Annotated in this window: 21 protein-coding genes; 11 read left to right on the forward strand and 10 right to left on the reverse strand. The window is 38.2% G+C overall.

Annotation, left to right across the window (positions count from 1 at the left end; all coding sequences use genetic code 11):
* Positions 1-120 precede the first annotated feature (120 nt).
* The gene (tal, locus tag A6A20_RS07025; protein WP_279572773.1) at positions 121-1071 is read right to left on the reverse strand and encodes a transaldolase; all 951 of its coding nucleotides are present in this window, start codon (positions 1069-1071) and stop codon (positions 121-123) included.
* Between the two features lie 165 nt (positions 1072-1236).
* Here tal and A6A20_RS07030 point away from each other — a divergent pair, with 165 nt between their 5' ends.
* Together A6A20_RS07030 and lptD are read left to right on the forward strand one after the other, a co-directional pair.
* Positions 1237-1815 (forward strand): DNA-3-methyladenine glycosylase I, encoded by a 579-nt coding sequence (locus A6A20_RS07030; RefSeq protein WP_279572774.1) that lies wholly within the window; start codon positions 1237-1239, stop codon positions 1813-1815.
* A 55-nt stretch (positions 1816-1870) separates the two neighbouring features.
* Positions 1871-4219 (forward strand): LPS assembly protein LptD, encoded by a 2349-nt coding sequence (gene lptD, locus A6A20_RS07035; protein WP_279572775.1) that lies wholly within the window; start codon positions 1871-1873, stop codon positions 4217-4219.
* Positions 4220-4280: 61 nt separating this feature from the next.
* Here the strand turns inward: lptD and A6A20_RS07040 are convergent, their stop codons facing one another.
* The 3 genes from A6A20_RS07040 to A6A20_RS07050 all read right to left on the reverse strand — a co-directional run bounded on the left by A6A20_RS07040 (position 4281) and on the right by A6A20_RS07050 (position 7891).
* A complete protein-coding gene (locus A6A20_RS07040; protein WP_279572776.1) occupies positions 4281-5309 on the reverse strand; it encodes an ABC transporter permease in 1029 nt (342 codons plus the stop codon).
* Between the two features lie 29 nt (positions 5310-5338).
* A complete protein-coding gene (locus A6A20_RS07045; RefSeq protein WP_279572777.1) occupies positions 5339-6874 on the reverse strand; it encodes a sugar ABC transporter ATP-binding protein in 1536 nt (511 codons plus the stop codon).
* 81 nt (positions 6875-6955) lie between these two features.
* Positions 6956-7891 carry a substrate-binding domain-containing protein gene (locus tag A6A20_RS07050; protein WP_279572778.1) on the reverse strand — a complete coding sequence of 312 codons (936 nt, stop codon included), beginning with the start codon at positions 7889-7891 and terminating at the stop codon, positions 6956-6958.
* Between the two features lie 490 nt (positions 7892-8381).
* Here A6A20_RS07050 and A6A20_RS07055 point away from each other — a divergent pair, with 490 nt between their 5' ends.
* Positions 8382-9212, forward strand: a complete 831-nt coding sequence (locus A6A20_RS07055) for a MurR/RpiR family transcriptional regulator (RefSeq protein WP_279572779.1) — start codon at positions 8382-8384, stop codon at positions 9210-9212.
* A 540-nt stretch (positions 9213-9752) separates the two neighbouring features.
* Here the strand turns inward: A6A20_RS07055 and trpS are convergent.
* The 4 genes from trpS to bcp form a co-directional block, all read right to left on the reverse strand.
* Positions 9753-10751, reverse strand: coding sequence for a tryptophan--tRNA ligase (gene trpS, locus A6A20_RS07065; RefSeq protein ID WP_279572780.1), 999 nt, complete (start codon positions 10749-10751; stop codon positions 9753-9755).
* Between the two features lie 9 nt (positions 10752-10760).
* On the reverse strand, positions 10761-11441 hold the full coding sequence (locus A6A20_RS07070; protein ID WP_279572781.1) for a phosphoglycolate phosphatase: 681 nt from the start codon (positions 11439-11441) through the stop codon (positions 10761-10763).
* A gap of 17 nt (positions 11442-11458) precedes the next feature.
* Positions 11459-12142, reverse strand: a complete 684-nt coding sequence (rpe, locus tag A6A20_RS07075) for a ribulose-phosphate 3-epimerase (protein ID WP_279572782.1) — start codon at positions 12140-12142, stop codon at positions 11459-11461.
* A 239-nt stretch (positions 12143-12381) separates the two neighbouring features.
* Entirely contained in the window at positions 12382-12855 is a 474-nt protein-coding gene (bcp, locus tag A6A20_RS07080; RefSeq protein ID WP_279572783.1) for a thioredoxin-dependent thiol peroxidase, read from the reverse strand.
* Positions 12856-12995: 140 nt separating this feature from the next.
* On the opposite strand from bcp, the gene dapA reads away from it, so the two are divergent.
* Together dapA and bamC are read left to right on the forward strand one after the other, a co-directional pair.
* Positions 12996-13889 (forward strand): 4-hydroxy-tetrahydrodipicolinate synthase, encoded by an 894-nt coding sequence (dapA, locus tag A6A20_RS07085; protein WP_279572784.1) that lies wholly within the window; start codon positions 12996-12998, stop codon positions 13887-13889.
* A gap of 99 nt (positions 13890-13988) precedes the next feature.
* A complete protein-coding gene (gene bamC / locus A6A20_RS07090) occupies positions 13989-14990 on the forward strand; it encodes an outer membrane protein assembly factor BamC (RefSeq protein WP_424585443.1) in 1002 nt (333 codons plus the stop codon).
* A gap of 175 nt (positions 14991-15165) precedes the next feature.
* On the opposite strand, the gene A6A20_RS07095 is transcribed toward bamC, so the two are convergent.
* Positions 15166-17379 (reverse strand): FepA family TonB-dependent siderophore receptor, encoded by a 2214-nt coding sequence (locus A6A20_RS07095; protein ID WP_279572786.1) that lies wholly within the window; start codon positions 17377-17379, stop codon positions 15166-15168.
* A 352-nt stretch (positions 17380-17731) separates the two neighbouring features.
* Here A6A20_RS07095 and cyaY point away from each other — a divergent pair, with 352 nt between their 5' ends.
* From cyaY to trmL, 4 genes are all read left to right on the forward strand, one after another.
* Positions 17732-18043, forward strand: coding sequence for an iron donor protein CyaY (gene cyaY / locus A6A20_RS07100; RefSeq protein WP_279572787.1), 312 nt, complete (start codon positions 17732-17734; stop codon positions 18041-18043).
* 7 nt (positions 18044-18050) lie between these two features.
* Positions 18051-18905, forward strand: a complete 855-nt coding sequence (gene pldA / locus A6A20_RS07105; protein ID WP_279572788.1) for a phospholipase A — start codon at positions 18051-18053, stop codon at positions 18903-18905.
* Positions 18895-20751, forward strand: coding sequence for a DNA helicase RecQ (gene recQ / locus A6A20_RS07110; RefSeq protein WP_279572789.1), 1857 nt, complete (start codon positions 18895-18897; stop codon positions 20749-20751). Before pldA ends, recQ begins: the two co-directional genes overlap by 11 nt.
* Before the next feature lie 217 nt (positions 20752-20968).
* The gene (gene trmL, locus A6A20_RS07115) at positions 20969-21457 is read left to right on the forward strand and encodes a tRNA (uridine(34)/cytosine(34)/5-carboxymethylaminomethyluridine(34)-2'-O)-methyltransferase TrmL (RefSeq protein WP_279572790.1); all 489 of its coding nucleotides are present in this window, start codon (positions 20969-20971) and stop codon (positions 21455-21457) included.
* Positions 21458-21522: 65 nt separating this feature from the next.
* Here trmL and hslR read toward each other — a convergent pair whose 3' ends face one another.
* On the reverse strand, positions 21523-21936 hold the full coding sequence (gene hslR / locus A6A20_RS07120) for a ribosome-associated heat shock protein Hsp15 (protein ID WP_279572791.1): 414 nt from the start codon (positions 21934-21936) through the stop codon (positions 21523-21525).
* A 124-nt stretch (positions 21937-22060) separates the two neighbouring features.
* On the opposite strand from hslR, the gene nudE reads away from it, so the two are divergent.
* Positions 22061-22621, forward strand: a complete 561-nt coding sequence (gene nudE, locus A6A20_RS07125; protein WP_279573765.1) for an ADP compounds hydrolase NudE — start codon at positions 22061-22063, stop codon at positions 22619-22621.
* Positions 22622-22637: 16 nt separating this feature from the next.
* The gene (gene cysQ, locus A6A20_RS07130; protein WP_279572792.1) at positions 22638-23450 is read left to right on the forward strand and encodes a 3'(2'),5'-bisphosphate nucleotidase CysQ; all 813 of its coding nucleotides are present in this window, start codon (positions 22638-22640) and stop codon (positions 23448-23450) included.
* The last annotated feature ends 12 nt before the right edge of the window (positions 23451-23462 follow it).

The raw sequence follows: 23462 nt of genomic DNA on the forward strand, positions 1-23462 counted from the left end.
ATCCAACATTAGGAAAGATGTTTTAATTGACGATAAAAATACCCCCCACTTTCATCTCTTGCGGAAAAAGTGGGGGTATTTGTAATATGAAAATTATTATTAGAAATATTTTAACAATAATTACAACTTCTCTGCCAACATTGCTTCTAATTTTTCAATATCGGCAGCAAATTTGCGAATACCGTCAGCTAATTTATCTACTGCCATTGGATCGAGGTTATGTTGCCAATAGAATTCTTCCTCTGTCATTGGGGTTGGGCGAGGTTTGATTTCGCCTTGGTAATCTAATTTACGGGTTAAACTTCCGTTTGTTTCTTGCAATTCTTTGAGTAATGCTGGAGAAATAGTAAGGCGATCGCAGCCCGCTAATTCAATTATTTCGCCAACATTACGGAAACTTGCTCCCATTACAATGGTATTATAGCCATATTGTTTGTAGTAATGATAAATATTGGTTACAGAGATGACACCCGGATCTTCTTCTGGTGCGTAGTCTTTTTTATCGGTGTTGGCTTTATACCAATCTAAAATACGTCCTACAAATGGCGAGATAAGATAAACACCTGCTTCGGCACAGGCTCTTGCTTGTGCTTCGGAGAATAATAAGGTGAGGTTACAGTTGATGCCTTCTTTTTCAAGTAATTCTGCGGCACGAATACCTTGCCATGTGGAAGCGATTTTAATAAGGATACGGTCGTTGCTAATGCCTGCTTCATTATAAAGTGCCATTAATCTTTTGGCTTTTTCTACTGTTGCTTTAGTGTCATAAGAAAGACGAGCGTCCACTTCAGTAGAAATGCGTCCCGGTACAATTTTTAAAATTTCTAAACCAATATTTACAGCCAGTTTGTCTTCTGCATCAATCAGTTGTTGCGCTTTATCATTGCTTTGTGCTTTAGCATAAGCAATAGCATCATCAATTAATGAAGCATATTGTGGTAAAGCAGATGCACTCAAAATTAAAGAAGGATTAGTTGTGGCATCTTGCGGTTGATATTGTTTAATGGCTTCAATATCGCCAGTGTCTGCAACCACAACAGTCATATTGCGTAAGGATTCTAATTGAGACATTTTATTTTCCTTTTTGGTGATTAAAGATAAGTTAGCGTTTAGCCTTGATCAAGTATGGCGTATAAATTAGCCATCATCACGCTACTTGACAATCCTACCATATAAATTATGGTAATCAAGAGCGTAATATTGAGAAGTTATGTATTACATGAATAAGGAAAAACAATGAAAAAACGTTGTGATTGGGTAACGCAAGATCCTTTATATCTTGATTATCATGATAATGAATGGGGAAAACCACAATTTGATAGCCTAAAATTATTTGAAAAATTGTGTTTAGAGGGGCAACAAGCGGGGTTATCTTGGATAACAGTATTGAAAAAACGGGAAAATTATCGGCGTGCTTTTTTTGATTTTCAGCCTGATAAAATTGTGCAAATGACTTCGCAAGATATAGATAGACTTATGCAAGATAAGGGGTTAATTCGGCATCGGGCAAAGCTTGTGGCGATTGTTAAAAATGCTCAAGCCTATCTTGCAATGGAAAAGTGCGGTGAAAATTTTAGTCATTTTATTTGGTCTTTTGTACAAGGTAAGCCTCAATGTAATCAGGTAAAAACCTTAGTTGATGTTCCCAGTAAAACCCCTACTTCACAAGCTATGTCTAAGGCGTTGAAAAAGCGGGGATTTGTTTTTGTTGGTGAAACTATTTGTTATGCTTTTATGCAATCTATGGGGTTGGTAAATGATCATCTTGATCAATGTGCTTTTAAATCGGTAGATTGTAAAAACACAATGCGTTAAAGCGGTTTTTTCAGTATAATTTGTGCAATTTTGTACTTGGTAAGAATGGTAATTTATGAATAAAACCTGTTATAAGCTGATTTCTCTTTCAATTATCACCGCACTTTACGCTAGTCCTGTCTTGGCGGATTTAACTCAGCAATGTATGTTAGGTGTACCACAATTTCGTGGCGAAGTGGTGCAAGGGAATGTTAATGATCTTCCTGTTTATATTGAAGCAGATCAAGCACAGCTTAATCAGCCGACAATGGCAAAATATACAGGCGATGTGCAAGTGCAACAGGGTAATCGTACGTTATTAGCCCAATCCATTGAGATTAAGCAAACAGGTAATGAGCAAGATCCACAGCGTTTTGCCTATATTCGTCATGGATTAGATTACCAAGATAATTTAATTAATCTAATAGGATCAAATGCGGATATTAATTTAAATAATCGTGATGCGGATATTCAAGGGGCAAAATATCAGCTTGTTGGGCGTCAAGGGCGGGGTGAGGCACAAGATATTAGCTTGCGTGAGCGTTATCGTACCTTAAAAAATGCCTCTTTTACTTCTTGTTTACCCAATGATAATGCTTGGATAATCTATGCCAGCGAAATGCGACAAGATTTACAAGATGAAGTGGCAGAAATGTGGCACGCTCGTTTTCATGTATTAGGCGTTCCTGTGTTTTACACGCCTTATTTCCAATTACCTATTGGTGATAGACGGCGTTCAGGTTTATTATTGCCAGATTTTGGTATCTCTAGCCGAGATGGCTATTTTTATGCCCAACCTATTTACTGGAATATTGCACCAAATTATGATGTTACCTTTACGCCAAAATATATGTCTCATCGTGGCTGGCAATTAAATGGTGAATTTCGTTATTTAACTTCATTAGGCGAAGGAAAATTTGCGGGCGAATATCTTGGTGATGATCGTTATGCTGATTATACGGGCGAAAACCGTTCACGTCATTTATTCCATTGGTCGCATAGTTCTGCTTTTTTACGGGATTGGCGATTAAATGTGAATTATACCCATGTGAGTGATAAACGTTATTTCAACGACTTTACCTCTGATTATGGTAGTAGTACAGACGGTTATGCGGATCAAACAGCGCGTATTAGCTATTATCAGCCTCAGTATAATTTCTCTCTTTCAGCCAAACAATTTCAAATTTTTGATGAAGTGGATATTGGACCTTATCGAGCCTTACCACAACTTGATTTTAATTATTACGCCAATAATATAGCTAAAAGTAGATTAGATTTTCGTTTATTTTCTCAAGCGGTGCGCTTTGATAATGACAGCAAATTAATGCCAAAGGCTTGGCGTTTTCATCTTGAACCAAGTTTAAATTTACCACTTGCGAATAATTACGGTAGTATTAATATTGAAACCAAAGTTTATGCTACCCATTACCAACAAACCAAAGGTAGTGCGGTAAATGCTGAGGAGGTTCAACGCCGAGTTAATCGCTTTATTCCGCAAATTAAAGTGGATTTGCAAACGGTATTAGCAAGCCAGCAAACCTTTATTGCTAATTATACACAAACTCTTGAACCCCATATTCAATATCTTTATCGCCCTTATCGTGATCAAAGTAATATTGGTTCAAGTTTAAATTCGGATTATCTCGGTTTTGGTTATGATTCAACCTTATTACAGCAAGATTATTTCTCCCTGTTCCGTGATCGCCGTTATAGTGGTTTAGACCGTATTGCTTCTGCTAATCAAGTCACTTTAGGGGGAACAACTCGTTTCTTTGATGAAAATGCTAACGAACGTTTTAATCTCTCCATTGGGCAAATTTATTATATTACTCCTTCTCGTATTGATAATAACCCTGACAATAGTACAGGCTCATCCTCTTCTTGGGCATTGGAAACCAACTGGAAGATCAATTCAAAATGGAGTTGGCGAGCCAGTTATCAATATGACACCAGTTTAAGCCAAACTTCATTGGCGAACAGCAGCTTACAATATAATCCCCAAGGTAATAATTTAGTGCAGTTAAATTATCGTTATGCTAGTGAGGCTTTTATCAACCAAAACCTCACACAAAGTGCTAACCGTTATAATCAAGATATTAATCAACTTGGCGTTACCTTGGGCTGGGAGGTTAATGATAATTGGGCGATAGTCGCACGTTATTATCATGACATAGCTCTTAACAAAGCGGTAGAACAGTATACGGGAGTGCAATATAACACCTGTTGTTGGAGTGCAGGCATAGGCTATCGTCGTTATGTTACCAGCAAAGATAATCAAGAATACCAAAATGATAAACAAGTATTCTATGATAACAGTGTCATTTTTAACGTAGAATTACGAGGTTTAGGGGGTAGCCATAATAGCGGTATTAGCCGAATGTTAGGTAAAGGTTTAATTCCTTATGCTGATCCTTTTGATTTGTAAAACAATATGTTAGCCTAAAGCCCTTTGTTAAGATTGACAAAGGGCTTTGTTATTTAGCGGACTATAACGCCCCTCGTCGGCTTTTAGCGTAAGTATCAAACGCAACAGCGAGAATAATGATAACCCCCATAATGATTTGTTGATAGTAGGCGGAAACATCCATTAATACTAAACCGTTAATGAGTACCCCCATAATAATAGAACCGAAAATTGTCCCCGTAATACGTCCATAGCCACCCATTAATGAAGTACCACCAATGACCACAGAAGCAATGACACGTAACTCAAAAGCAACACCTGCTACCGACTCAGCACTGCCTAAACGTGCACTAAGGATAAATCCTGCAAGTCCTGCCAATGCCCCCATAACCACATAAACACTAATTAAGGTTCGATTAATATTCACACCTGCAAGGCGAGCAGCCTCAGGGTTACCCCCTACGGAATAGACAAAACGTCCCCAGCGAGTTTTGTGTAATGCGATATAACCGAGAATGGCGACTATTGCAAAAATCACAACTGGCACTGGAATACCAAAAATGTCGCCTCGTCCCCACCAACGATAGCCAGCATCAAAGCCTGCAATGGGAGCACCATCATTGATCACTAAGGTTAAACCTCGCCAAATGGTCATACCGCCGAGAGTTACAATAAAAGGTGGAATTTTTAATTTAGTAATACCCAATCCATGTAACCAACCGATAAAAGTCCCCATAACTAAGCAAATCCCTAGACCAATTGCCCAACTCATACCGCCCCAAGCCCCGGGTTCAACGGTAACGGTATTATCGCCCTTGATAATATGTGCTGCAAAGATAGCACAAACGGCTAATACAGATCCTACGGAAAGGTCAATACCTGCTGTAAGAATAACAAAGGTCATACCCACCGCCATAATACCGAAAATGGATACTTCAGTGAGAATATTAAAAATATTGCGTTGCGATAGAAAAGCACTGTTTTGCACAGAAAAGAATATAATAAGCAAAACAAGAAAGATAAGTACGCCGAACCGTTCAAAAAATGCAATGGGATCTTTTTTACCATTTTCATCAATAATGCCCATATTCTTTAACATATTGTTTAGCATAATAATTTCTCCAATGCTAAGGTTATGATTTAATCTCTATTTACGCCGATAGCCATCATCGACATTAATTTTTCATCAGTAGCATCATCGCCATGAATTTGCCCAGTTACTCGCCCTTCGGAAAGGGTAATTATCCGATCAGAAATAGCCATAATTTCAGGTAAATCAGAAGAAATAACCAATACAGCAACTCCTTTTTTTGCCATATCAAATAGTACTTGATGCACTTCAGATTTTGCCCCAACATCAATACCCCTTGTCGGTTCATCAACAATAAGCACTTTGGGGTTAAGGGACATACAGCGAGCAAGAATGACTTTTTGCTGATTACCACCAGATAATTTACGAGCTTCAAGGTGGGAACTTGCCATTTTTATCCGAAGGGCTTGGCGATAGGATTCAATTAAATCACTTTCTTTATTTTCATCTACAAACCATTTTAAGGATAATAAGTTCTTTAAATTAGAAAGCGTCATATTGGTTCTAATAGGTAGCCCCAATACTAGCCCTTCTTTTTTACGATCTTCTGGCACAAGAGCAATGCCTTTTTCTAAAGCCTCCAATGGCGAATTAGCATGATAAGGCTCGCCATTAAGTAAGATTTCGCCAGCAATATAAGGTTCTGCACCAAATAAACAACGAGCGATTTCTGTGCGTCCTGCTCCAACTAAGCCAGCAATACCCAATATTTCGCCTTGATGAATATCAAAGCTAATATCATGTAAAGCAATGCCATGAGGATCTAAAGCTGGTTTTTCTCGATGAAGATGACGGACAGAAAGTACCACAGGTTTATCTTGATGATGGGTTTCGCTAGCTGGACGGCGAGTAAATGCCACATTGCGTCCAACCATCATTTTAATAATATCATCAACATTCACTTCAGCAACCTTGCCCTCGCCAGAATATTTACCGTCTTGAAATACCGTAAAGCGATCACAAAGGGCAAAAACTTCATTTAAACGATGTGTAACGTAAATGACACTTACCCCTCGTTGTTTGAGATCCCTTACAATGTTATGTAAGGTTTCCACTTCTTTATCGCTTAATGCAGCGGAAGGTTCGTCCATAATGATCAGCTTGGCATTTAAGGTCAAGGCTCGTGCGATTTCAACCATTTGTTGTTGAGCTACACTTAAACGAGATACTTGGGTGTTAGGTTTGATCTCTAAACCTAAGTTATCCAGTACCATTTGAGCTTCTTCATTAACCATTTTTTCATCAACAAACAAACCTTTTGTTTTTTCTCGTCCCAGAAAAAAATTCTCGGCAACCGTCATATTCGGCAATAAATTAAATTCTTGATAAATTGTTACGATGCCCTGTTGTTGCCGTTGATAGGGGCTATCCTGTGGCGATAAAGTTTTATTATCAAAAATAATTTCACCACTACTTTGTGGTTGTGCTCCAGATAAGGCTTTAAGCAAAGTAGATTTCCCCGCACCATTTTCACCAAGTAAGGCATGCACTTCGCCTCGCCCTACTTCAAGATGAACATTATTTAAGGCAAATATTCCAGAGAAACTCTTGCTAAGATTTTTAACCGTTAATAAAGGACTTGGCATATAAACCTCTCAAAGCCAGTCTTCAAGCCCGTTTATTGTTAGTAACAATAAAATCTGTCCTTAAAGACTAGCAATTTATTTTTATTGCACTTCACTAATGCGTTCGGCATCATTGATATTTTCTAAAGTAATAATTGTTGGGGCGAAATCTAAGCCTGTCATTGCTACCCCATTACGTTCTTTATTAACAATTTGTTCCAAGGCTGTTTTTACCGCATAGCTAGGACGTTGATCGGCAGTCGCATATAACCAACCATCTTTAATACGTGCTAAGGCTTCAGGACCAGCATCAAACCCTGTTACAATAATTTCACCGGCTTTATAGCCAAGGCTATGCAAGGCTTCTATTGCCCCTAATGCCATATCATCATTGGCAGAGAGGATAACCTGAGGTTTAACTTTTAATGTTGGTAAAACGCTTTCAATAATGCGTAATCCCTCTGAGCGAAGCCAATTACCTGTTTGGTCAATAATAATATTGTAGCTATCGCCCCCTGCTTTGAGTTCATCTCTAAAGCCTTTAGTGCGTTCAATATTAGAACTAGAACCCGGTTGCCCTGTGAGCAAGATAATGTTTGCCCCTTGTGGAAAACGGGCTTTAATGACTTTGGCTATTTCTTGCCCTCCCGTATAATTATTTGCCCCAAAATGAGGAATAGGCTGACTACTTTGTACCTTACGATCTAAAGTTGCCGCAGGGATCTTTTCTTCAATAATTTCTTCCACTGCAGCAGCGATAGCGTTCACATCATTAGGGGCAATAACAATCCCTTTAGCACCTCGTGTAATGGCATTTTCAAGATCAGCCGCTTGTTTGGTTGAGCTACTTTGCCCGTCTAATACTTGTAAATTAATTTCTAACGCTTTTGCAGTGTTTAATGCTGATTTGGACAGTTGAACTTCAAAAGGGCTGGATAAGTTTGGCAAGCTAAAAACAACTAATTCATTTTTTGCTTGAGCATAAACAGCACAGCTTAATGTCAGAATAGATAAGATTAATTTACTACTTTTTTTCATATTTTCACCTCTTTGGTAGGTTGAGCTAAAAGAAGTAGAATTAGATGTTACAGCTATCTAATCATACAAGTATCGTCGTCCTAATTTAAAAGAATACAGCGTTGGCAAGCCTCGCCGTACTCTTTGTACTATATTCGGCGTTTCGCCTTGTCTGATTTTAAATTGAAACGACTATATCCTCTTACTATCAAGTAAAATGGTAAGTTGCCTTATCATTCCTTGATAATGTACAGCGAAGAATAAACATAAAAGATAGAATGGATTAACTGCTTGCTAGATTACCATTAGTTATGTATCTGTCTAGCAAAAATGAAAATTTTATTTCATTTTTGTTAAGTTGATCATATTTTTGAAATTTTAATTTTAAAAATTATTCCAATTTGCTACGTCATGGGCGATAAATTGAATACTGTTACACAATATTTGTATGCTTTTAATTCAAAGTTGTATAAACTATGTTATAGATATTTTACTAAGAGCAAGGATCATTATGTCAGAAAATGTAGAATTAGCTAATTTGCAACAAGAGATCCGTCAACGTTATGATCGCTTGAGTAAGCGTTTAAAGCAAGTCGCAAAATATGTTTTAGATAATCATCAAAGTGTGGTGTTTGATACCGTAGCGACCATTGCAGAGCGAGCAGAAGTTCCACCATCTACCCTAATCCGATTTGCCAATGCTTTTGGTTTTAGTGGCTTTAACGAAATGAAACAATTATTTCGTGAAAGTTTAATGGAGGGAACGGTAAATTATACAGAACGTTTACAGCTTTCTCGTCAACTAGATAAAGAAGAGCCAATTTCGCAAAATGGTAAAGATGTTTTAACGATTTTTAGTCAGGCAAATAGCCATGCTTTGCAACAAATGGCGAATAATATTTCCTTATCACAGCTTGAAAGTGCAGTAGATATTTTATTACAAGCCAACAATATTTTTATTATTGGACTAAAACGTTCTTTTAGTATTGCCAGTTATTTAAATTATGCCCTGCATCATCTTGAGGAACGTTCCTTTATTTTAGATGGATTAGGGGGAATGTTTGATGAACAATTAAGTTTAATTCGTGAAGGTGATGCGGTAATTTCCATTAGTTTTTCCCCTTATGCCAAAGAAACGTTAGAAATTATGCAAGCCACTGCCCGTAAAGGCATTAAACAAATCGCCATTACCGATAGCCAAATCAGCCCATTATTGGCTTTTAGTGATGTTTCCTTTGTGATTAAAGAGGCACAAGTGCATGGTTTTCGTTCACAATGTGCCACCATGACCCTTGCCCAAACTATTGCTATTGCCTTGGCAATGCGTAAAGGTAAAGAATAAAAAATAGGGGATCGATTTTCTATTTAGGATAAAAAAGCCAATATAAACAACATAAATTTATTAAGTCGTTTGTTGCCAGCGTTATCGTACAAACAGCAGATAAACAAAAATACAAATGGCATTCTATTTTCATCGTTTAAATTTGCTTATTTATCCAAATAGCCCTCATTTAGAAATGTCTGAAAAAGAATCTAAAGCGAATAAAAACTATTTTGGTAGTGTTCGAAAGGTAAACAAGAACACCGTATGGCTGATAAAATTATCTTAAACGTAACAGCAAGGTTTATATCATCATCTTACCAAATATAGAATCATTATTCCCCATTATTATTCGGAGTAAAATAAAGCCTGATAGTATTGTTTACATCAATATTTATTTGTCATTACGATAGACTTGATGTAAGTCAGTTTAGTCATTTTGAGTTCTATTTAAATGGATTTTAATTACAAAGATATAAAATCTCCAATTTCCATTTTAAACCGATTAATAAAGGGGCTTAAACTAGTTATTTAGCCCCTAACTTTTAATTCCACTAAATGCTAACGCACAAAACCAATTGCCTCATAGACTTTATCTAAAGTTTGTTTCGCACGTTCTCTGGCTTTTTTTGCCCCTTCGGCGGCAATTTGATTTAATAATGCTTCGTTATTACGATAATGCCAGAATTTTTCTTGAAGTGCGGTCAACATTTCAGATACTTTTTCTGCCACTTCAGTTTTTAAATGTCCGTACATTTTCCCTGCAAATTCCGCTTCAATCTCGGCGATAGGTTGTCCTGTAATCCCATGTAAAATATCAATAAGATTAGAAACTCCAGCTTTATTTTGGCGATCATAGCGGATAACAGGTGGCTCATCAGAATCAGTTACGGCACGTTTAATTTTTTTCGCCACAGATTTTGGATCTTCTAATAAGGTAATCACATTATTACGATTATCATCAGATTTAGACATTTTTTTATCAGGATCTTGCAATGCCATTACTTTTGCCCCTGATTTAGCAATAAAGACCTCAGGAATGGCAAAAATATCGCCGTATAGTCCGTTGAAGCGTTCAGCAATATCTCGTGTAATTTCCAAATGCTGTTTTTGATCTTCCCCAACTGGCACTTGATTGGCTTGATATAACAAAATATCCGCCGCCATTAATACAGGATAAGTAAATAATCCCACATTAATATTATTGGCATGACGTGCTGATTTATCTTTAAATTGGGTCATACGGCTCATTTCGCCAAAATAAGTATAGCAATTTAGTACCCAAGCTAATTGGGTGTGTTCTGGCACGTGGGATTGGATAAAAATGGTACTTTTATTGGGATCAATGCCACAAGCAAGATATAAAGCAAGCACATCTAGGCTGGCTTTGTGCAGTGCCGCAGGATCTTGGCGTACGGTAATGGCGTGCAAATCCACAATGCAATACATACAATCATAATCATCTTGCATGGCAACGAATTGGCGTAACGCCCCCATATAGTTGCCAATGGTGAGTTCGCCCGAAGGTTGTACACCGCTAAATACAATAGGTTTGCTCATTTTCTTTCCTTAGTCATTAATAATTGAGAGAAGTTGTGCGAAGTCATCAATGACCCAGTCTGGGTGAGATTCCGCAATGGGTACATTATAGTTATAACCGTAGGTCAGTCCCACCACTGGGCAACCTGCGCTATGGGCTGCTAAAATATCATTTTTAGAATCCCCCACAAAGAGAATTTGTTTTGGGTATAAACCAAATTTGCCGCATAAATAATACAGTGGGGCAGGGTGGGGCTTAATTGCTGGTAATGATTGCCCGCCTAATAACTCGCTAAACAAATGATCAATCCCAAATGCCGCTAAAACAGGCTTAACGTGCTTAGTAGGTTTATTCGTTACCACTGCTAATAGATAACCTTGCTGATGTAATTGCTCCAAGGTTTCTTTCACATGGGGATAAAGCTGACTGACATTACACAGATTTTCGCCATAATAAAAGCCGAAACGTTGTTTAAATTGCTGAGTTTGCTCAGGGGTTAATGTTCTTCCTGCTTGTTGCGTTGCCCAGCTCAACGCTCTGGCACTTAATACATCAGCACCGTTACCAATCCAAGTTAAAACCAATGCTTCTTCAGCGGTAGGCAAATCTAATTCCACCAACGCCGAATTAACGGATAATGCCAAGTCAGGCAAGCTATTAACCAATGTACCGTCTAAATCAAATCCAATTAATTTAAATTGTTTACCCATTTTATTAACCTTATAAACTAAATAATCTCGCCTTCAACCTTGGCTAATTCTCGCCGCATTTGATCGATAACCTCTTGATAATCAGGTTGATCAAAAATGGCAGAACCAGCCACAAACATATCAGCCCCTGCTCGTGCAATTTCCGCAATATTATTGATTTTTACGCCGCCATCAACTTCTAAACGAATATCAAAACCACTGCGTTCAATACGTTCACGAGCCTCACGTAATTTCTCTAATGTGGCAGGAATAAAAGATTGTCCGCCAAAGCCCGGATTAACAGACATCAACAAAATCACATCTATTTTATCCATAACATAATCTAAATAACTCAGAGGGGTGGCAGGATTAAACACCAAACCAGCCTTACAGCCACAATCACGAATTAACTGCAAAGAGCGATCAATATGTTCCGTTGCCTCAGGGTGAAAAGTAATATAATTTGCCCCTGCTTTAGCAAAATCAGGAATAATTCTATCTATGGGTTTTACCATTAAATGCACATCAATAGGGGCAGTAATGCCATAATCACGCAACGCTTGACATATCGCAGGTCCAAACGTCAAATTAGGCACATAATGATTATCCATGACATCAAAATGAATCAAATCCGCACCGCACTTTAATACACGTTCAACATCTTCACCAAGACGAGCAAGATCAGCGGATAAAATAGAGGGGGCAATAAGATACTCTTTCATAGCCAATTCCTTTAGATTAATAAGCCAAATTGGTTATCATCATAACACGTTTATGCCATAAGCAGAAAGGAAAGGCGTTTGTTTCCCCTCGGTTTTTCAAATTTTAGGGCTTAACAACTTTCCCAATAAAATTTCATCACAAAGTGCGGTCTATTTTGACAAAATTTTTGCCACAGGGAAGTATAGTCGTTCATAATATACTGAAAAACGACTATAAAAGCGATTAAGGGCAGAACACATTAAGAATTTTGGCTTAAATAATCAATAACCACTTGATGATGATTGCTGGTTTTGAATTTATCAAACACTTGTTCAATTTTACCTTGTTCATCAATTAAAAAACTGATGCGATGAATACCATCAAAGGTTCGCCCCATAAATTTCTTTTCGCCCCACACGCCAAATTGCTCGGCGACTTGATGCTCAGGATCGGATAACAAAATAAAATTTAATTGTTTTTTATCGGTAAAATTTGCCAATTTAGCCGGTAAATCAGGGCTAATACCGATAATGGTTACCCCCAATTTATCCAATTCCGCTTTGCTATCTCGCAAATGGCAGGCTTGAGTAGTACAACCCGGGGTTAAGGCTTTGGGATAAAAATAAACTAACACTTTTTTCCCTTGAAAATCCGTTAAACAAACTTGATGACCTTGTTGATCGAGTAAGCAAAAGTGCGGTGCATTTTGCCCTTGTTTTAATATGGATAGCATAATTTTCCTTAAAAAATCGTCAAAATCGTTGATCTCTATTATAAAAATAAAAAAATTACTTGCAAATTATGTTTAATTTGGCGATCTTAACCAATAACAATCAGTAATCCATTTTAACAATAATGATGACAGGAGATTTTATGGCAAACACCCCTCGTTTTTATGGCAGTATTGTTGCTCTTATTACGCCAATGGATCACCATGGTGAAGTTGATTTTGAGCAGTTACGCAACTTAGTAGAATATCATATTAAATCTGGCACAAACGCCATTGTGTCGGTAGGTACAACAGGCGAATCCGCCACCTTAAGCATTGAAGAAAATGTCAAAACCATTTTAAAAACCTTAGAATTTGCTGATGAGCGTATTCCCGTTATTGCAGGCACTGGGGCTAATGCCACCAGCGAAGCCATTACCATGACAAAATTATTAAATAATAGTGGTGTCGCCGCCTGTTTATCGGTTGTGCCTTATTACAATAAGCCTACCCAAGAAGGTATGTATCAACATTTTAAAGCCATTGCGGAATGTACTGATTTACCTCAAATTTTATATAATGTTCCGGGACGCACTGGTAGCGATTTATTGCCAGAAACCGTAGGACGCTTGGCAAAAATTGACAATATTATTGGGATTAAAGAAGCCACTGGCGACGTAAGTCGTGTTGCCAAAATTCGTGAATTAGCGGGCGAAGATTTTATTTTCCTCAGCGGCGATGATCCTACGGGCTTAGAAAGTATGAAATTAGGTGGACATGGGGTCATTTCAGTAACCAATAATGTGGCAGCGGCGCAAATGAGCGAAATGTGTCGCTTAGTGCGAGAAGGCAAATTTGCTGAAGCCGAGCAAATCAATCAAGCCCTAATGGGATTACATCGTGATCTGTTTGTAGAGTCTAATCCAATTCCTGTAAAATGGGCGGCTTATAAATTAGGCTTGATTGATAACCCAAGTTTACGTTTACCATTAACCACCTTGAGTGAACAAGCCCAACCTAAAGTCGTTGCGGCATTAGAAAAAGCAGGGTTAATCTAATCTTATTTTACACCGCACTTTGTTTGAACTTTTTGCCTTAAATTTAGTCAAAGTGCGGTAGTTTTTTGAAAAATTTTTATAGGGTTGAAAATGAAAAAAATAAAATATTGGTTATTACCTTTTATTGCGTTAGGCTCGTTGTCTGCTTGTTCTTCCGATAATCAAGAAAAACAACAAGCCAATGATCCTTTTGTTGAAAAAGAAATTCCAACCTTTTCCCCCTTAAACAGTGGCGGTGTTAATTTACCTCAACCTGATCCAAGATTTAATATTCCAGCAGAACATATTCCTACCAGTGGATTACAAGTTGATATTCGCCCACCAGTAAATCCGCTACCGATCATCCACGATTCCATTGCACAATTTGACGGCGAACGAGCTTCTATTGTTTATCCTGCTGATAAACAAGCGGTTTATAACCTGCAACAAGTAGCACGTTTACTCAATGAACAAGGCATTGCTTATCAACAGGAAAATGGCAAAATCATTACTGATTGGACATCAACAGGGCGTGCTGACGAAGTGGGCAATGTACAATTACGCTATCAAATTGAACAGCTTGGCAACCAACAAGCCAGCGCCTTAGCCATTTCCATTTTGCAAGCCAAACGTGATAACGTGATTTTTACGCCAACGGTGGTGGATAAACAACGCTATGCCGCGGGTCGTTTAAATCAGTTAGTCGGCGAATTAAATATTGCTTATCAACAACAGCAACAACAATTAGCCACAAGTTCAAATATCCCACTAAATTCCACCATAGCCACTGACCGCAATGGACGCCAAGCCTTAATTGCTCAAGCAGGTTTTAATGCCACTTGGCAAAAACTTGCTCAAATCCTGCCTTCATTAGGCTTTAGCATTGAAGAAGAAAATATAGGACGAGGTTATCGTGAATTAAAATATCGTGCCTTAGATGAATTAGAATGGCGACGTTTTGGCGTTGCACGCCCTGACTTAGCCAAAGGCGAATATAAGTTACAAATTGCCGTAGTTGGAAATAATACCGCAATCGTATTCACTGATGAAGATGATCAACCTCTTGACCAACAACAAGCCGAAGCAGTTTATCAAGCGTTACAACGGTTGTTGGCAAACTAAATTTAGTTGTTAGTGATTAAAATCAAATCCTCGTTATTTAATAACGAGGATTTTTTATGGCAAGCTATTTTTATTTAAATCGTGTAATGGATAGAAAATTCGTGGGGTTCCTTATTTTCCTGAGAAAAATAAAACAGGGCTAGTTGTCTAGCCCTGAATTGTTTATCCGCTCCGATTAGAAGGAAATTGTTACTCTTCCATAATAAGCACGTCCTGGTTCGTTGTAGGTGCTTGCACCATCATTTTCACGATAGAGTTTCTTATTAAATAGATTTGAGATACCTAAACGGATACTTAGATTCTTATTAAATTGATAGCCTGTATTTAAACCAACAAGGGTATAAGAACCCACTACTCTGCTAGATAAGCCATTGTTATTTTCTATATTATTTTCGGCATATTGACGAGGTTTTTGACGACCATAAAAAGTGGCGTTTAATTGAGCGTCCCATTGTTCAGTAATTTGCCAATCTAAGAAAGTATTAATGGTATATTTTGGAATAATGGATAACGGATTACCTGTGGATTTATCTTTACTTTCAATCATATAAGTAAAGTTATTAGTCCAAGTTAAGACATCATCAATTAATGGAATGGTTAAGTTACCCTCAATACCTGATACTACCGCTTTAGGAATATTTTCCCATTGTAATAAATTGTGTCCATTAACCGTTTCTAAAATGGTTGTTCCTGCTGCAATTTTATTACGGTAATCATTATGGAAATAAGCTAAAGAGGCTTTCCAATCTGCATAATTGTATTCTAAGCCAATTTCTTTATTCCAACTTGTTTCAGGTTTGAGGTTGGAGTTCCCCATTAAATAGCAAGAGGTAATTGAGCTTACTGATTGTAACGGACAGCCATTACCACGTGTATAGAGTAAATAGCCTTCGGTACTTTGATACAGATTTGGTGCTTTATATGCCTGTGCAATTCCACCTTTAAGGGTAAGATTATCAGTAATGTAGTAGAACGCATTTAATGCAGGACTGAATTTGCTACCAGAACGGTTATTATGGTCAAAACGTACCGCAGGGATAAGATTAACTTTATCACTAATTAAGATATTATCTTCAATAAAAGCTGAGAAACTATCTTGTGATTGCTTACCTCGATTAACACCTGAAAAACGGCTAAAGTTCGCTGCAGAACTTTGTCCTGTCATAGAAGCAGGGTCATCTAAACTATCGTGGTTAAACTCAGCACCAAGGGTTATTACATTAGGTACAGCTACGCTAAAAGGAATGCTGGTTTCAAAGGCTAGGCGAGAAGTTTTTAGCACGCTATCAGAAAAACCATAATTATTATTAGTTGAGGCTAAAATACTTCCCTCTGGACCACCTGCTAATGCTTCATTTAAACGGCTATTGGTTGTGCGGTCAAATTGAGCCACAAATTTGGTTGTCCCCCAACCCCAATCGCCGTTATGGGTAACCGCATAACTTTGGCGATACATTCTATTTGTTTCAGCTCCATATAATCCTGTAATGGTGGAGGCTCTACCATCTTCCACTGTATAAGAACTGTTCTGTGTATCTCCAGCAAAAATATTTCCTTGGCGGCTATAACTAATATCTAAATCTACCCGTTGACGAGGATCGATTTTCCAACTTAATTGCCCAGCAATATCTTTGTTACGTACCCCTTCCCTACCTGCTGGGCGATAAATTGTGGTTGTGGTTCTTCCATTTCTTGTGGCTACTGTCGTTGATGATGGATTAATATCCAAGGCATCAGCCTGTGTCTTATTCCAGTTACCATATAAACGGAAATAAAGTTTGTCTTGAGCTAATGGACCAGAAAGATTAAAGCCCACACGATTGGTAGCCCCCTCTTTACTATCCTCGGGTTGGTTAGTGTAATAGGTAATTGAGCCTTTAAATTCATTGTTGGCTTTCTTAGTAATAATATTAACTACACCACCCATTGAGCCAGATCCGTAGCGAGCTGCGGCAGGGCCTCTTAGCACCTCAATAGACTCAATATCTTCTACGGGTACCCAATTTGAATCCCCTCTTGTATCACGTTGCCCACGCCAGCTATAACGAACGGAATTACGTGATGTAATTGGACGACCATCAACCAAAATCAAGGTATTTTCAGGTCCCATTCCTCGAATATCAATTTGACGTGCATTACCTCGTTGCCCTGTGGCGGTATTACCCGTTAAATTAACCCCAGGCATTTTGCGTACTAAATCTGAAACATCATTGACTACCGCCACTTTCTCAATTTCTTGAGCGGGTAACTGACTTACCCCTAGAGATTGTTTAAGCTGTTGTTCTGCGGTAACCGTAATTTCCTCCAGCTGGAGATTTTCCTCTGCATAAGCAAAGGGAGTCATAGCGATGATGATCGCCATAGACAACTTACTTTTTGTAAATTTCATATAGTCATTTCCTTAAGTTTTATGCAATTTTTATAATAAAGCGAAATAACATTATCATTAATGAAAGTTATTCTCAACAAGTTTTTGAGATTTGTTATCATTTATAGCGATTTTATTACTCAAAAATAGGTATCAACCAGTGAGGGTGTTTATTTTTGGTATATTTATTTTGATTTTTATTGGTTTTGGTAATTTTATGTTATTTATCTTCATCTGAAGTGCGGTGTGTTTTGAAAAAAATTTCTGTCATTGTATTTTGCTTGAAATTCATCACTATTGATGAATTTTTACTGCATAGCCAGCAAAAAATCACTATAATCCTTTAACTTTAGCAAGTAGAGAAGGAAATACTATGAATTTAGCGGAATATCATCATAATATTGAACAAGTTTGGTCGGAAATTGAACAGCAATTAGAACAACAAGATTGCGACGTGGATTGCGATACACAAGGAGCTGTATTTTCTATAACCTTTGCTGATAGAAGTCAAATTATCATTAATAAGCAAGAACCTATGTTAGAACTTTGGTTAGCCAGCCGCTTAGGGGGATTGCATTTTGCTTATAAAAATCAACAATGGATAAATAGCGATGGCGAAACCTTTTGGCATTGTTTAGAGCAAGCCTGTGCCGCCCATGGTGAAAGCGTTAAATTTGGTGAGTAGGATTTTTATGCAAAAAACATTGTCTTTATTTTTAATATTATTGATAAGCCCCTCTTTATTGTTTGCCAATGGCTCGGACAATGGGTGGCAGTCTTACAAAAGTAAAACAGAATTATTATTAGCACCTCGTTCAGACAATATGATCGGGCTAACGGCTTATGAGCAAAATTATTTAATGCAAACCTTTTCTAATGGTAATTTCTACGACCAAAAAGAGATGAAACATGATGAAGTGAAGTTTCAAATTAGTTTGGCATTGCCCATTTGGCGACATATTTTGGGAAAAAACTCGGTTTTGGCAGGATCTTATACTCAACAATCTTGGTTTCAGTTAAGTAATACGGCAAATTCTTCGCCATTTCGTGAAACCAATTATGAACCGCAACTTTTCTTGGCTTGGGCAACCCATTATGCCTTGCCTTTTGGTTGGACATTAAATGAAGTGGAAACAGGATTTAATCATCAATCCAATGGCAAAAGTGATGAACAATTAAAATCTCGTAGCTGGAATCGGCTCTATGCTCGTGCTACTGCCTCAAAAGGAAATTGGATTGTGGAAATTAAACCTTGGTGGCGTATTCCTGAAAAATCGGAGGACGATGATAATCCTGATATAACCCATTATCGTGGCTATTTTGATTTATCAGTGGGGTATCAATATAACCAACACCAGATTAAATTTACAGGGCATTATAACCCTCGCTACAATAAAGGTGGGTTAGAAGTGGCATATAGTTATCCTATTACCAAATATATTCGTTTTTATACCCAATATTACGGCGGTTATGGGGAATCATTAATTGATTATAATCGTAATATTCAACGTATTGGGATTGGTATTTCACTAAACAATGTTTTCTAATCAAGAAACTTCAAGGAAAAGTGCGGTGCAAAATCCAAAAATTTTTGCCAACGACACCGCACTTGAAGTGTTACAACAGGTTTTTGGTTATCAATCCTTTCGCCAAGGGCAACAAGAGGTTATTGAAGCTGCATTAGCGGGGCAAGATAGCCTAGTCATTATGGCGACAGGCAATGGCAAATCCCTTTGTTATCAAATTCCTGCTTTATGTTTTTCAGGATTGACCCTTGTGATTTCGCCATTGATTTCCTTAATGAAAGACCAAGTGGATCAATTATTGGCAAATGGGATTGAGGCGGATTATCTTAATTCTAGCCAAACCTTTGAACAACAGCAACAGGTGCAAAATAAAGCGATTTCAGGTCAGTTGAAGTTGCTTTATCTTTCTCCTGAAAAAGTCATGACCCATAGTTTTTTCCATTTTATTTCACAATGCCAAGTGAGCTTTGTCGCCATTGATGAGGCACATTGTATTTCCCAATGGGGACATGATTTCCGCCCTGAATATAGCCAGCTTGGCGGATTAAAAGGGTGTTTTCCTAATATTCCCATTATGGCATTAACAGCGACCGCTGATAAAACCACTAGACAGGATATTTTACATCTATTAAAACTTGAACAACCCCATTTATATATTGGCAGTTTTGATCGTCCTAATCTTCGTTATACCCTCGTCAGTAAATATAAACCTATGGAGCAAATTTGCCGTTTTGTGCAACAACAAAAGGGCAAAAGTGGCATTATTTATTGTAATAGTCGCAAAAAAGTGGAGAAATTAACCGACATTTTGCGTCAACGGGGGATTGCCGTTGCAGGTTATCATGCGGGTATGGAAAATAAGGTAAGAGAACAGGTGCAACGTGCTTTTCAGCGTGATAATGTTCAAGTGATTGTGGCGACCATTGCTTTTGGTATGGGGATCAATAAATCTAATGTTCGTTTTGTGGCACATTTTGATTTACCCCGTAGTATTGAATCCTATTACCAAGAAACAGGGCGAGCAGGGCGTGATAACCTCCCAGCGGAAGCGGTATTGTTCTATGATCCTGCGGATTATGCTTGGTTACAAAAGGTGTTATTAGAAAAGCCCGAAACGGAACAACGTCAAATTGAGCAACATAAATTGCAAGCCATGGGCGACTTTGCCGAATCACAAACCTGTCGCCGTTTAGTGTTATTAAATTATTTTGGCGAAAATCGGCAAACCGCTTGTAAAAACTGTGATATTTGCCTTGATCCGCCCAAAAAATATGATGGTTTAATTGATGCTCAAAAAGTGCTTTCTACCATTTATCGCCTTGAGCAACGCTTTGGGGTTTATCACGTTATTGCGGTATTGCGTGGTTTACAAAATCAAAAAATTAAAGGTTTTGGACATGACCAACTGAGTGTATTTGGCATTGGTAAGGAATATTCGCAAGAATATTGGCTATCAGTGATTCGCCAATTAATTCATTTGGGGTTAGTACAACAAAATATTGCTCAACATTCTGTATTACAGCTTGCAGGGAATGCTCGAGCAGTATTGCGTGGCGAAGTGGCTTTGGAATTAGCTGTGCCACGTATTTCAGCCAAAATTAGTCCTGCACTTAATAATAAACCCACTATTAACGATTATAATAAAGATTTATTCGCTCGTTTACGTTTTTTACGCAAACAAATTGCCGATCGGGAAAATATTCCGCCTTTTGTGGTGTTTAGTGATGCGACCTTACAAGAAATGGCAAAATTTTATCCTACCAATGATGCAGAAATGCTACAAATCAATGGCGTTGGGCTAAGAAAATTAGAACGCTTTGCTCACCAGTTTATTCCAATTATTCGGGAATATAAATCCGCATCATAATATGGCGTATTCTCGGGCAGCGAACTAAAGTGCGGTCATTTTTCTCGCAGTTTTTCGCCATAAAATTTGTTAGAATATAGCCCTTTCAATTTAAAATAAGATAAGGCGGTATGCCGAAGACAGTACAACGAGTACGGCGCGGTTTGCCAACGCCGTATTATTTTAAAGTGGAACGACTATAATGTGCTTTTTGTTTTATTGATTAACGGTTGTGATGATGTTAGATATTGTATTATATGAGCCTGAAATACCACAAAATACAGGGAATATTATTCGTTTATGTGCCAATACGGGGTTTCGTTTACATTTAATTGAGCCTTTGGGTTTCACTTGGGACGATAAAAAATTACGCCGTTCAGGTTTGGATTATCACGAGTTTGCTCAGATAAAAAAACATAAAACTTATCAAGATTTTTTAACAAATGAACAACCTCGCCGCCTTTTTGCCTTAACCACCAAAGGGCAACCTGCCCATAGCGAAGTGCAATTTGCTTTGGGGGATTATTTAATGTTTGGACCAGAGACGCGTGGCATTCCTATGACGATTTTAGACAGTTTGCCCCTTAGCCAAAAAATTCGTATTCCGATGACGGCCAATAGCCGTAGTATGAATTTATCTAACTCAGTGGCAGTGGCGGTCTATGAGGCTTGGCGACAACTAGGTTATCAAGGGGCAACTAATTTATCTAAAGCCAGTGAGTTATAGTCGTGTCAATTCAAAATAAGGTAAGGCGTGCCAACACTGTATTACTTTAGTGGGACGACAATAACTTATCGTTGCGTCTTAAATTGAATCAGTTCACGCCGTTCTTTCTTATTTGGGCGGCGATCAGGGTGAGGCATAACATTCATTTTGCGTGCTAATGCCATTTTTTCACGTTGGATAAGGCTTTGTTCAGTTTCTTGGTAAAGTAATTGTGCCTCGGGAGCGCCTCGCCGTTGGCTAGATAAAGCAAGCACTTCCACTTCTTTTTCATCATTACCTTGCCTTAAGCGAATTTTTGCCCCAATTTCAACATTTTTATTGGGCTTGCTTCGCTGTCCATTGTAATGCACTTTACCACCATCAATCATTTCTTTGGCGAGAGTTCTGGTTTTGTAAAATCGAGCAGCCCATAGCCATTTATCTAAACGTACGTTGTTATCACTTTCGTTGTCTTGTGGTTGAGAACGGTGTTTTGCCATAGATTTTGTGTTTCTCCGTTTTGTTATAGTCGTCTTGTCTTCATTGAAATGACAATAATCGCATTTGTGCTTTGTGTATTTTATGGTATCGTTATTGCTCGCATTTGTAAAACTTGAGGTCAGTATGCCAGCATTACAAAAACCACAAATTTTATCCATTTCTGTTGTGGCACAATCACGTCTCTTTGAAATTCAGGCGGTTGATCTAAAATTTTCTAATGGCGAATTACGCACCTATGAACGCTTTAAGCCAAGTAGCCGAGCAGCGGTTATGGTCTTGCCTATTGAAAATGATAACTTATTGATGGTTAAAGAATATGCCGTAGGCACTGAACGGTATGAACTGGGATTTCCCAAAGGCTTAATGGAAGTGGGCGAAAGCCCTGAACAGAGTGCAAATCGAGAAATGCAAGAGGAAATTGGTTTGGCCGCAAAACATTTTATTCCGTTGCGTACAGTGAATACTTCGCCGAGTTTTATGAATAATCCCATGCACATTTTTGTTGCCCAAGATCTTTATCCTAGCCAATTAGTGGGCGATGAACCTGAACCCTTGCAACGGGTAAGCATACCTTTAAGTCAGTTGGATCAATTATTACAAGATCCTGATTTTTGCGAGGCTCGTAATTTAGTTGCGTTATATGCGTTACGTGATTATTTAGCAAAGACAGCAAGCAAAGGCTAAATGGAGAGGGGATATTATGTTAGTGCTTTCAAAGGTATTGTTGCAATCCGTATTAATTATCGCAGAACAAGCAGGCGAACATTTACGGCGATTTTATCAGCAATCTGCTGGGGTAAATGTACAGTTAAAAGCGGATAACACACCTGTTACGGAAGCAGATTTGTTTGTGAGCCAATTTTTGACTCAACAATTAAGCCAATTAACACCGAATATCCCTGTGTTGTCAGAGGAAAATTGTCATATTCCCTTTTCTGAACGTCAACAATGGCAACAATATTGGTTGATAGATCCCCTTGATGGCACACAGCAATTTATTGATCGCACCGATCAATTTGCGATACTTATTGCCTTGGTGCAACAGCATCGTCCTACATTAGGGGTTATTCATGCCCCTATTTTGCAACGTAGTTTTTATGCTATGCAGGGTTATGGTGCTTATCAACAATCGCCACAGAGTACACAAAGATTATCTCGGCAAGAACCAAACTTGCATCAGCCGTTGAAGATTGCGATAGGTTCAAGTTATTCACAACAAAAAGTGCGGTCAATTTTGCCCGAGAATTTTGCCTGTGAATTTTTGGTTTATGGTTCAAGCGGGCTAAAAAGCACCTTGGTGGCAACAGGCGAATGCGATTGTTATGTGCGTTTAGGTAATACTGGAGAGTGGGATACTGCCGCTGCTGAGATTATTCTTAATGAAATGGGGGGCAAAATTTTTGATCCACAATTCCAACCCTTAACGTATAATCAACGGCATAGTTTGATTAATCCGCATTTTGTCATGGTGGCACAAGGGCAGAGGGATTGGCAAAAGGTTTTCCGTTTTTAATATTAGGTAAAA

Origin of the sequence: Volucribacter amazonae (genome assembly GCF_029783845.1) — a bacterium.
GTDB lineage: Bacteria > Pseudomonadota > Gammaproteobacteria > Enterobacterales > Pasteurellaceae > Volucribacter > Volucribacter amazonae.

What these genes read in the sequence shown, in the direction of transcription:
- tal (WP_279572773.1), bottom strand. Translation starts at nt 1,071, where the DNA reads ATGTCTCAATTAGAATCCTTACGCAATATGACTGTTGTGGTTGCAGAC.
- A6A20_RS07030 (WP_279572774.1), top strand. Translation starts at nt 1,237, where the DNA reads ATGAAAAAACGTTGTGATTGGGTAACGCAAGATCCTTTATATCTTGAT.
- lptD (WP_279572775.1), top strand. Translation starts at nt 1,871, where the DNA reads ATGAATAAAACCTGTTATAAGCTGATTTCTCTTTCAATTATCACCGCA.
- A6A20_RS07040 (WP_279572776.1), bottom strand. Translation starts at nt 5,309, where the DNA reads ATGCTAAACAATATGTTAAAGAATATGGGCATTATTGATGAAAATGGT.
- A6A20_RS07045 (WP_279572777.1), bottom strand. Translation starts at nt 6,874, where the DNA reads ATGCCAAGTCCTTTATTAACGGTTAAAAATCTTAGCAAGAGTTTCTCT.
- A6A20_RS07050 (WP_279572778.1), bottom strand. Translation starts at nt 7,891, where the DNA reads ATGAAAAAAAGTAGTAAATTAATCTTATCTATTCTGACATTAAGCTGT.
- A6A20_RS07055 (WP_279572779.1), top strand. Translation starts at nt 8,382, where the DNA reads ATGTCAGAAAATGTAGAATTAGCTAATTTGCAACAAGAGATCCGTCAA.
- trpS (WP_279572780.1), bottom strand. Translation starts at nt 10,751, where the DNA reads ATGAGCAAACCTATTGTATTTAGCGGTGTACAACCTTCGGGCGAACTC.
- A6A20_RS07070 (WP_279572781.1), bottom strand. Translation starts at nt 11,441, where the DNA reads ATGGGTAAACAATTTAAATTAATTGGATTTGATTTAGACGGTACATTG.
- rpe (WP_279572782.1), bottom strand. Translation starts at nt 12,142, where the DNA reads ATGAAAGAGTATCTTATTGCCCCCTCTATTTTATCCGCTGATCTTGCT.
- bcp (WP_279572783.1), bottom strand. Translation starts at nt 12,855, where the DNA reads ATGCTATCCATATTAAAACAAGGGCAAAATGCACCGCACTTTTGCTTA.
- dapA (WP_279572784.1), top strand. Translation starts at nt 12,996, where the DNA reads ATGGCAAACACCCCTCGTTTTTATGGCAGTATTGTTGCTCTTATTACG.
- A6A20_RS07095 (WP_279572786.1), bottom strand. Translation starts at nt 17,379, where the DNA reads ATGAAATTTACAAAAAGTAAGTTGTCTATGGCGATCATCATCGCTATG.
- cyaY (WP_279572787.1), top strand. Translation starts at nt 17,732, where the DNA reads ATGAATTTAGCGGAATATCATCATAATATTGAACAAGTTTGGTCGGAA.
- pldA (WP_279572788.1), top strand. Translation starts at nt 18,051, where the DNA reads ATGCAAAAAACATTGTCTTTATTTTTAATATTATTGATAAGCCCCTCT.
- recQ (WP_279572789.1), top strand. Translation starts at nt 18,895, where the DNA reads ATGTTTTCTAATCAAGAAACTTCAAGGAAAAGTGCGGTGCAAAATCCA.
- trmL (WP_279572790.1), top strand. Translation starts at nt 20,969, where the DNA reads ATGTTAGATATTGTATTATATGAGCCTGAAATACCACAAAATACAGGG.
- hslR (WP_279572791.1), bottom strand. Translation starts at nt 21,936, where the DNA reads ATGGCAAAACACCGTTCTCAACCACAAGACAACGAAAGTGATAACAAC.
- nudE (WP_279573765.1), top strand. Translation starts at nt 22,061, where the DNA reads ATGCCAGCATTACAAAAACCACAAATTTTATCCATTTCTGTTGTGGCA.
- cysQ (WP_279572792.1), top strand. Translation starts at nt 22,638, where the DNA reads ATGTTAGTGCTTTCAAAGGTATTGTTGCAATCCGTATTAATTATCGCA.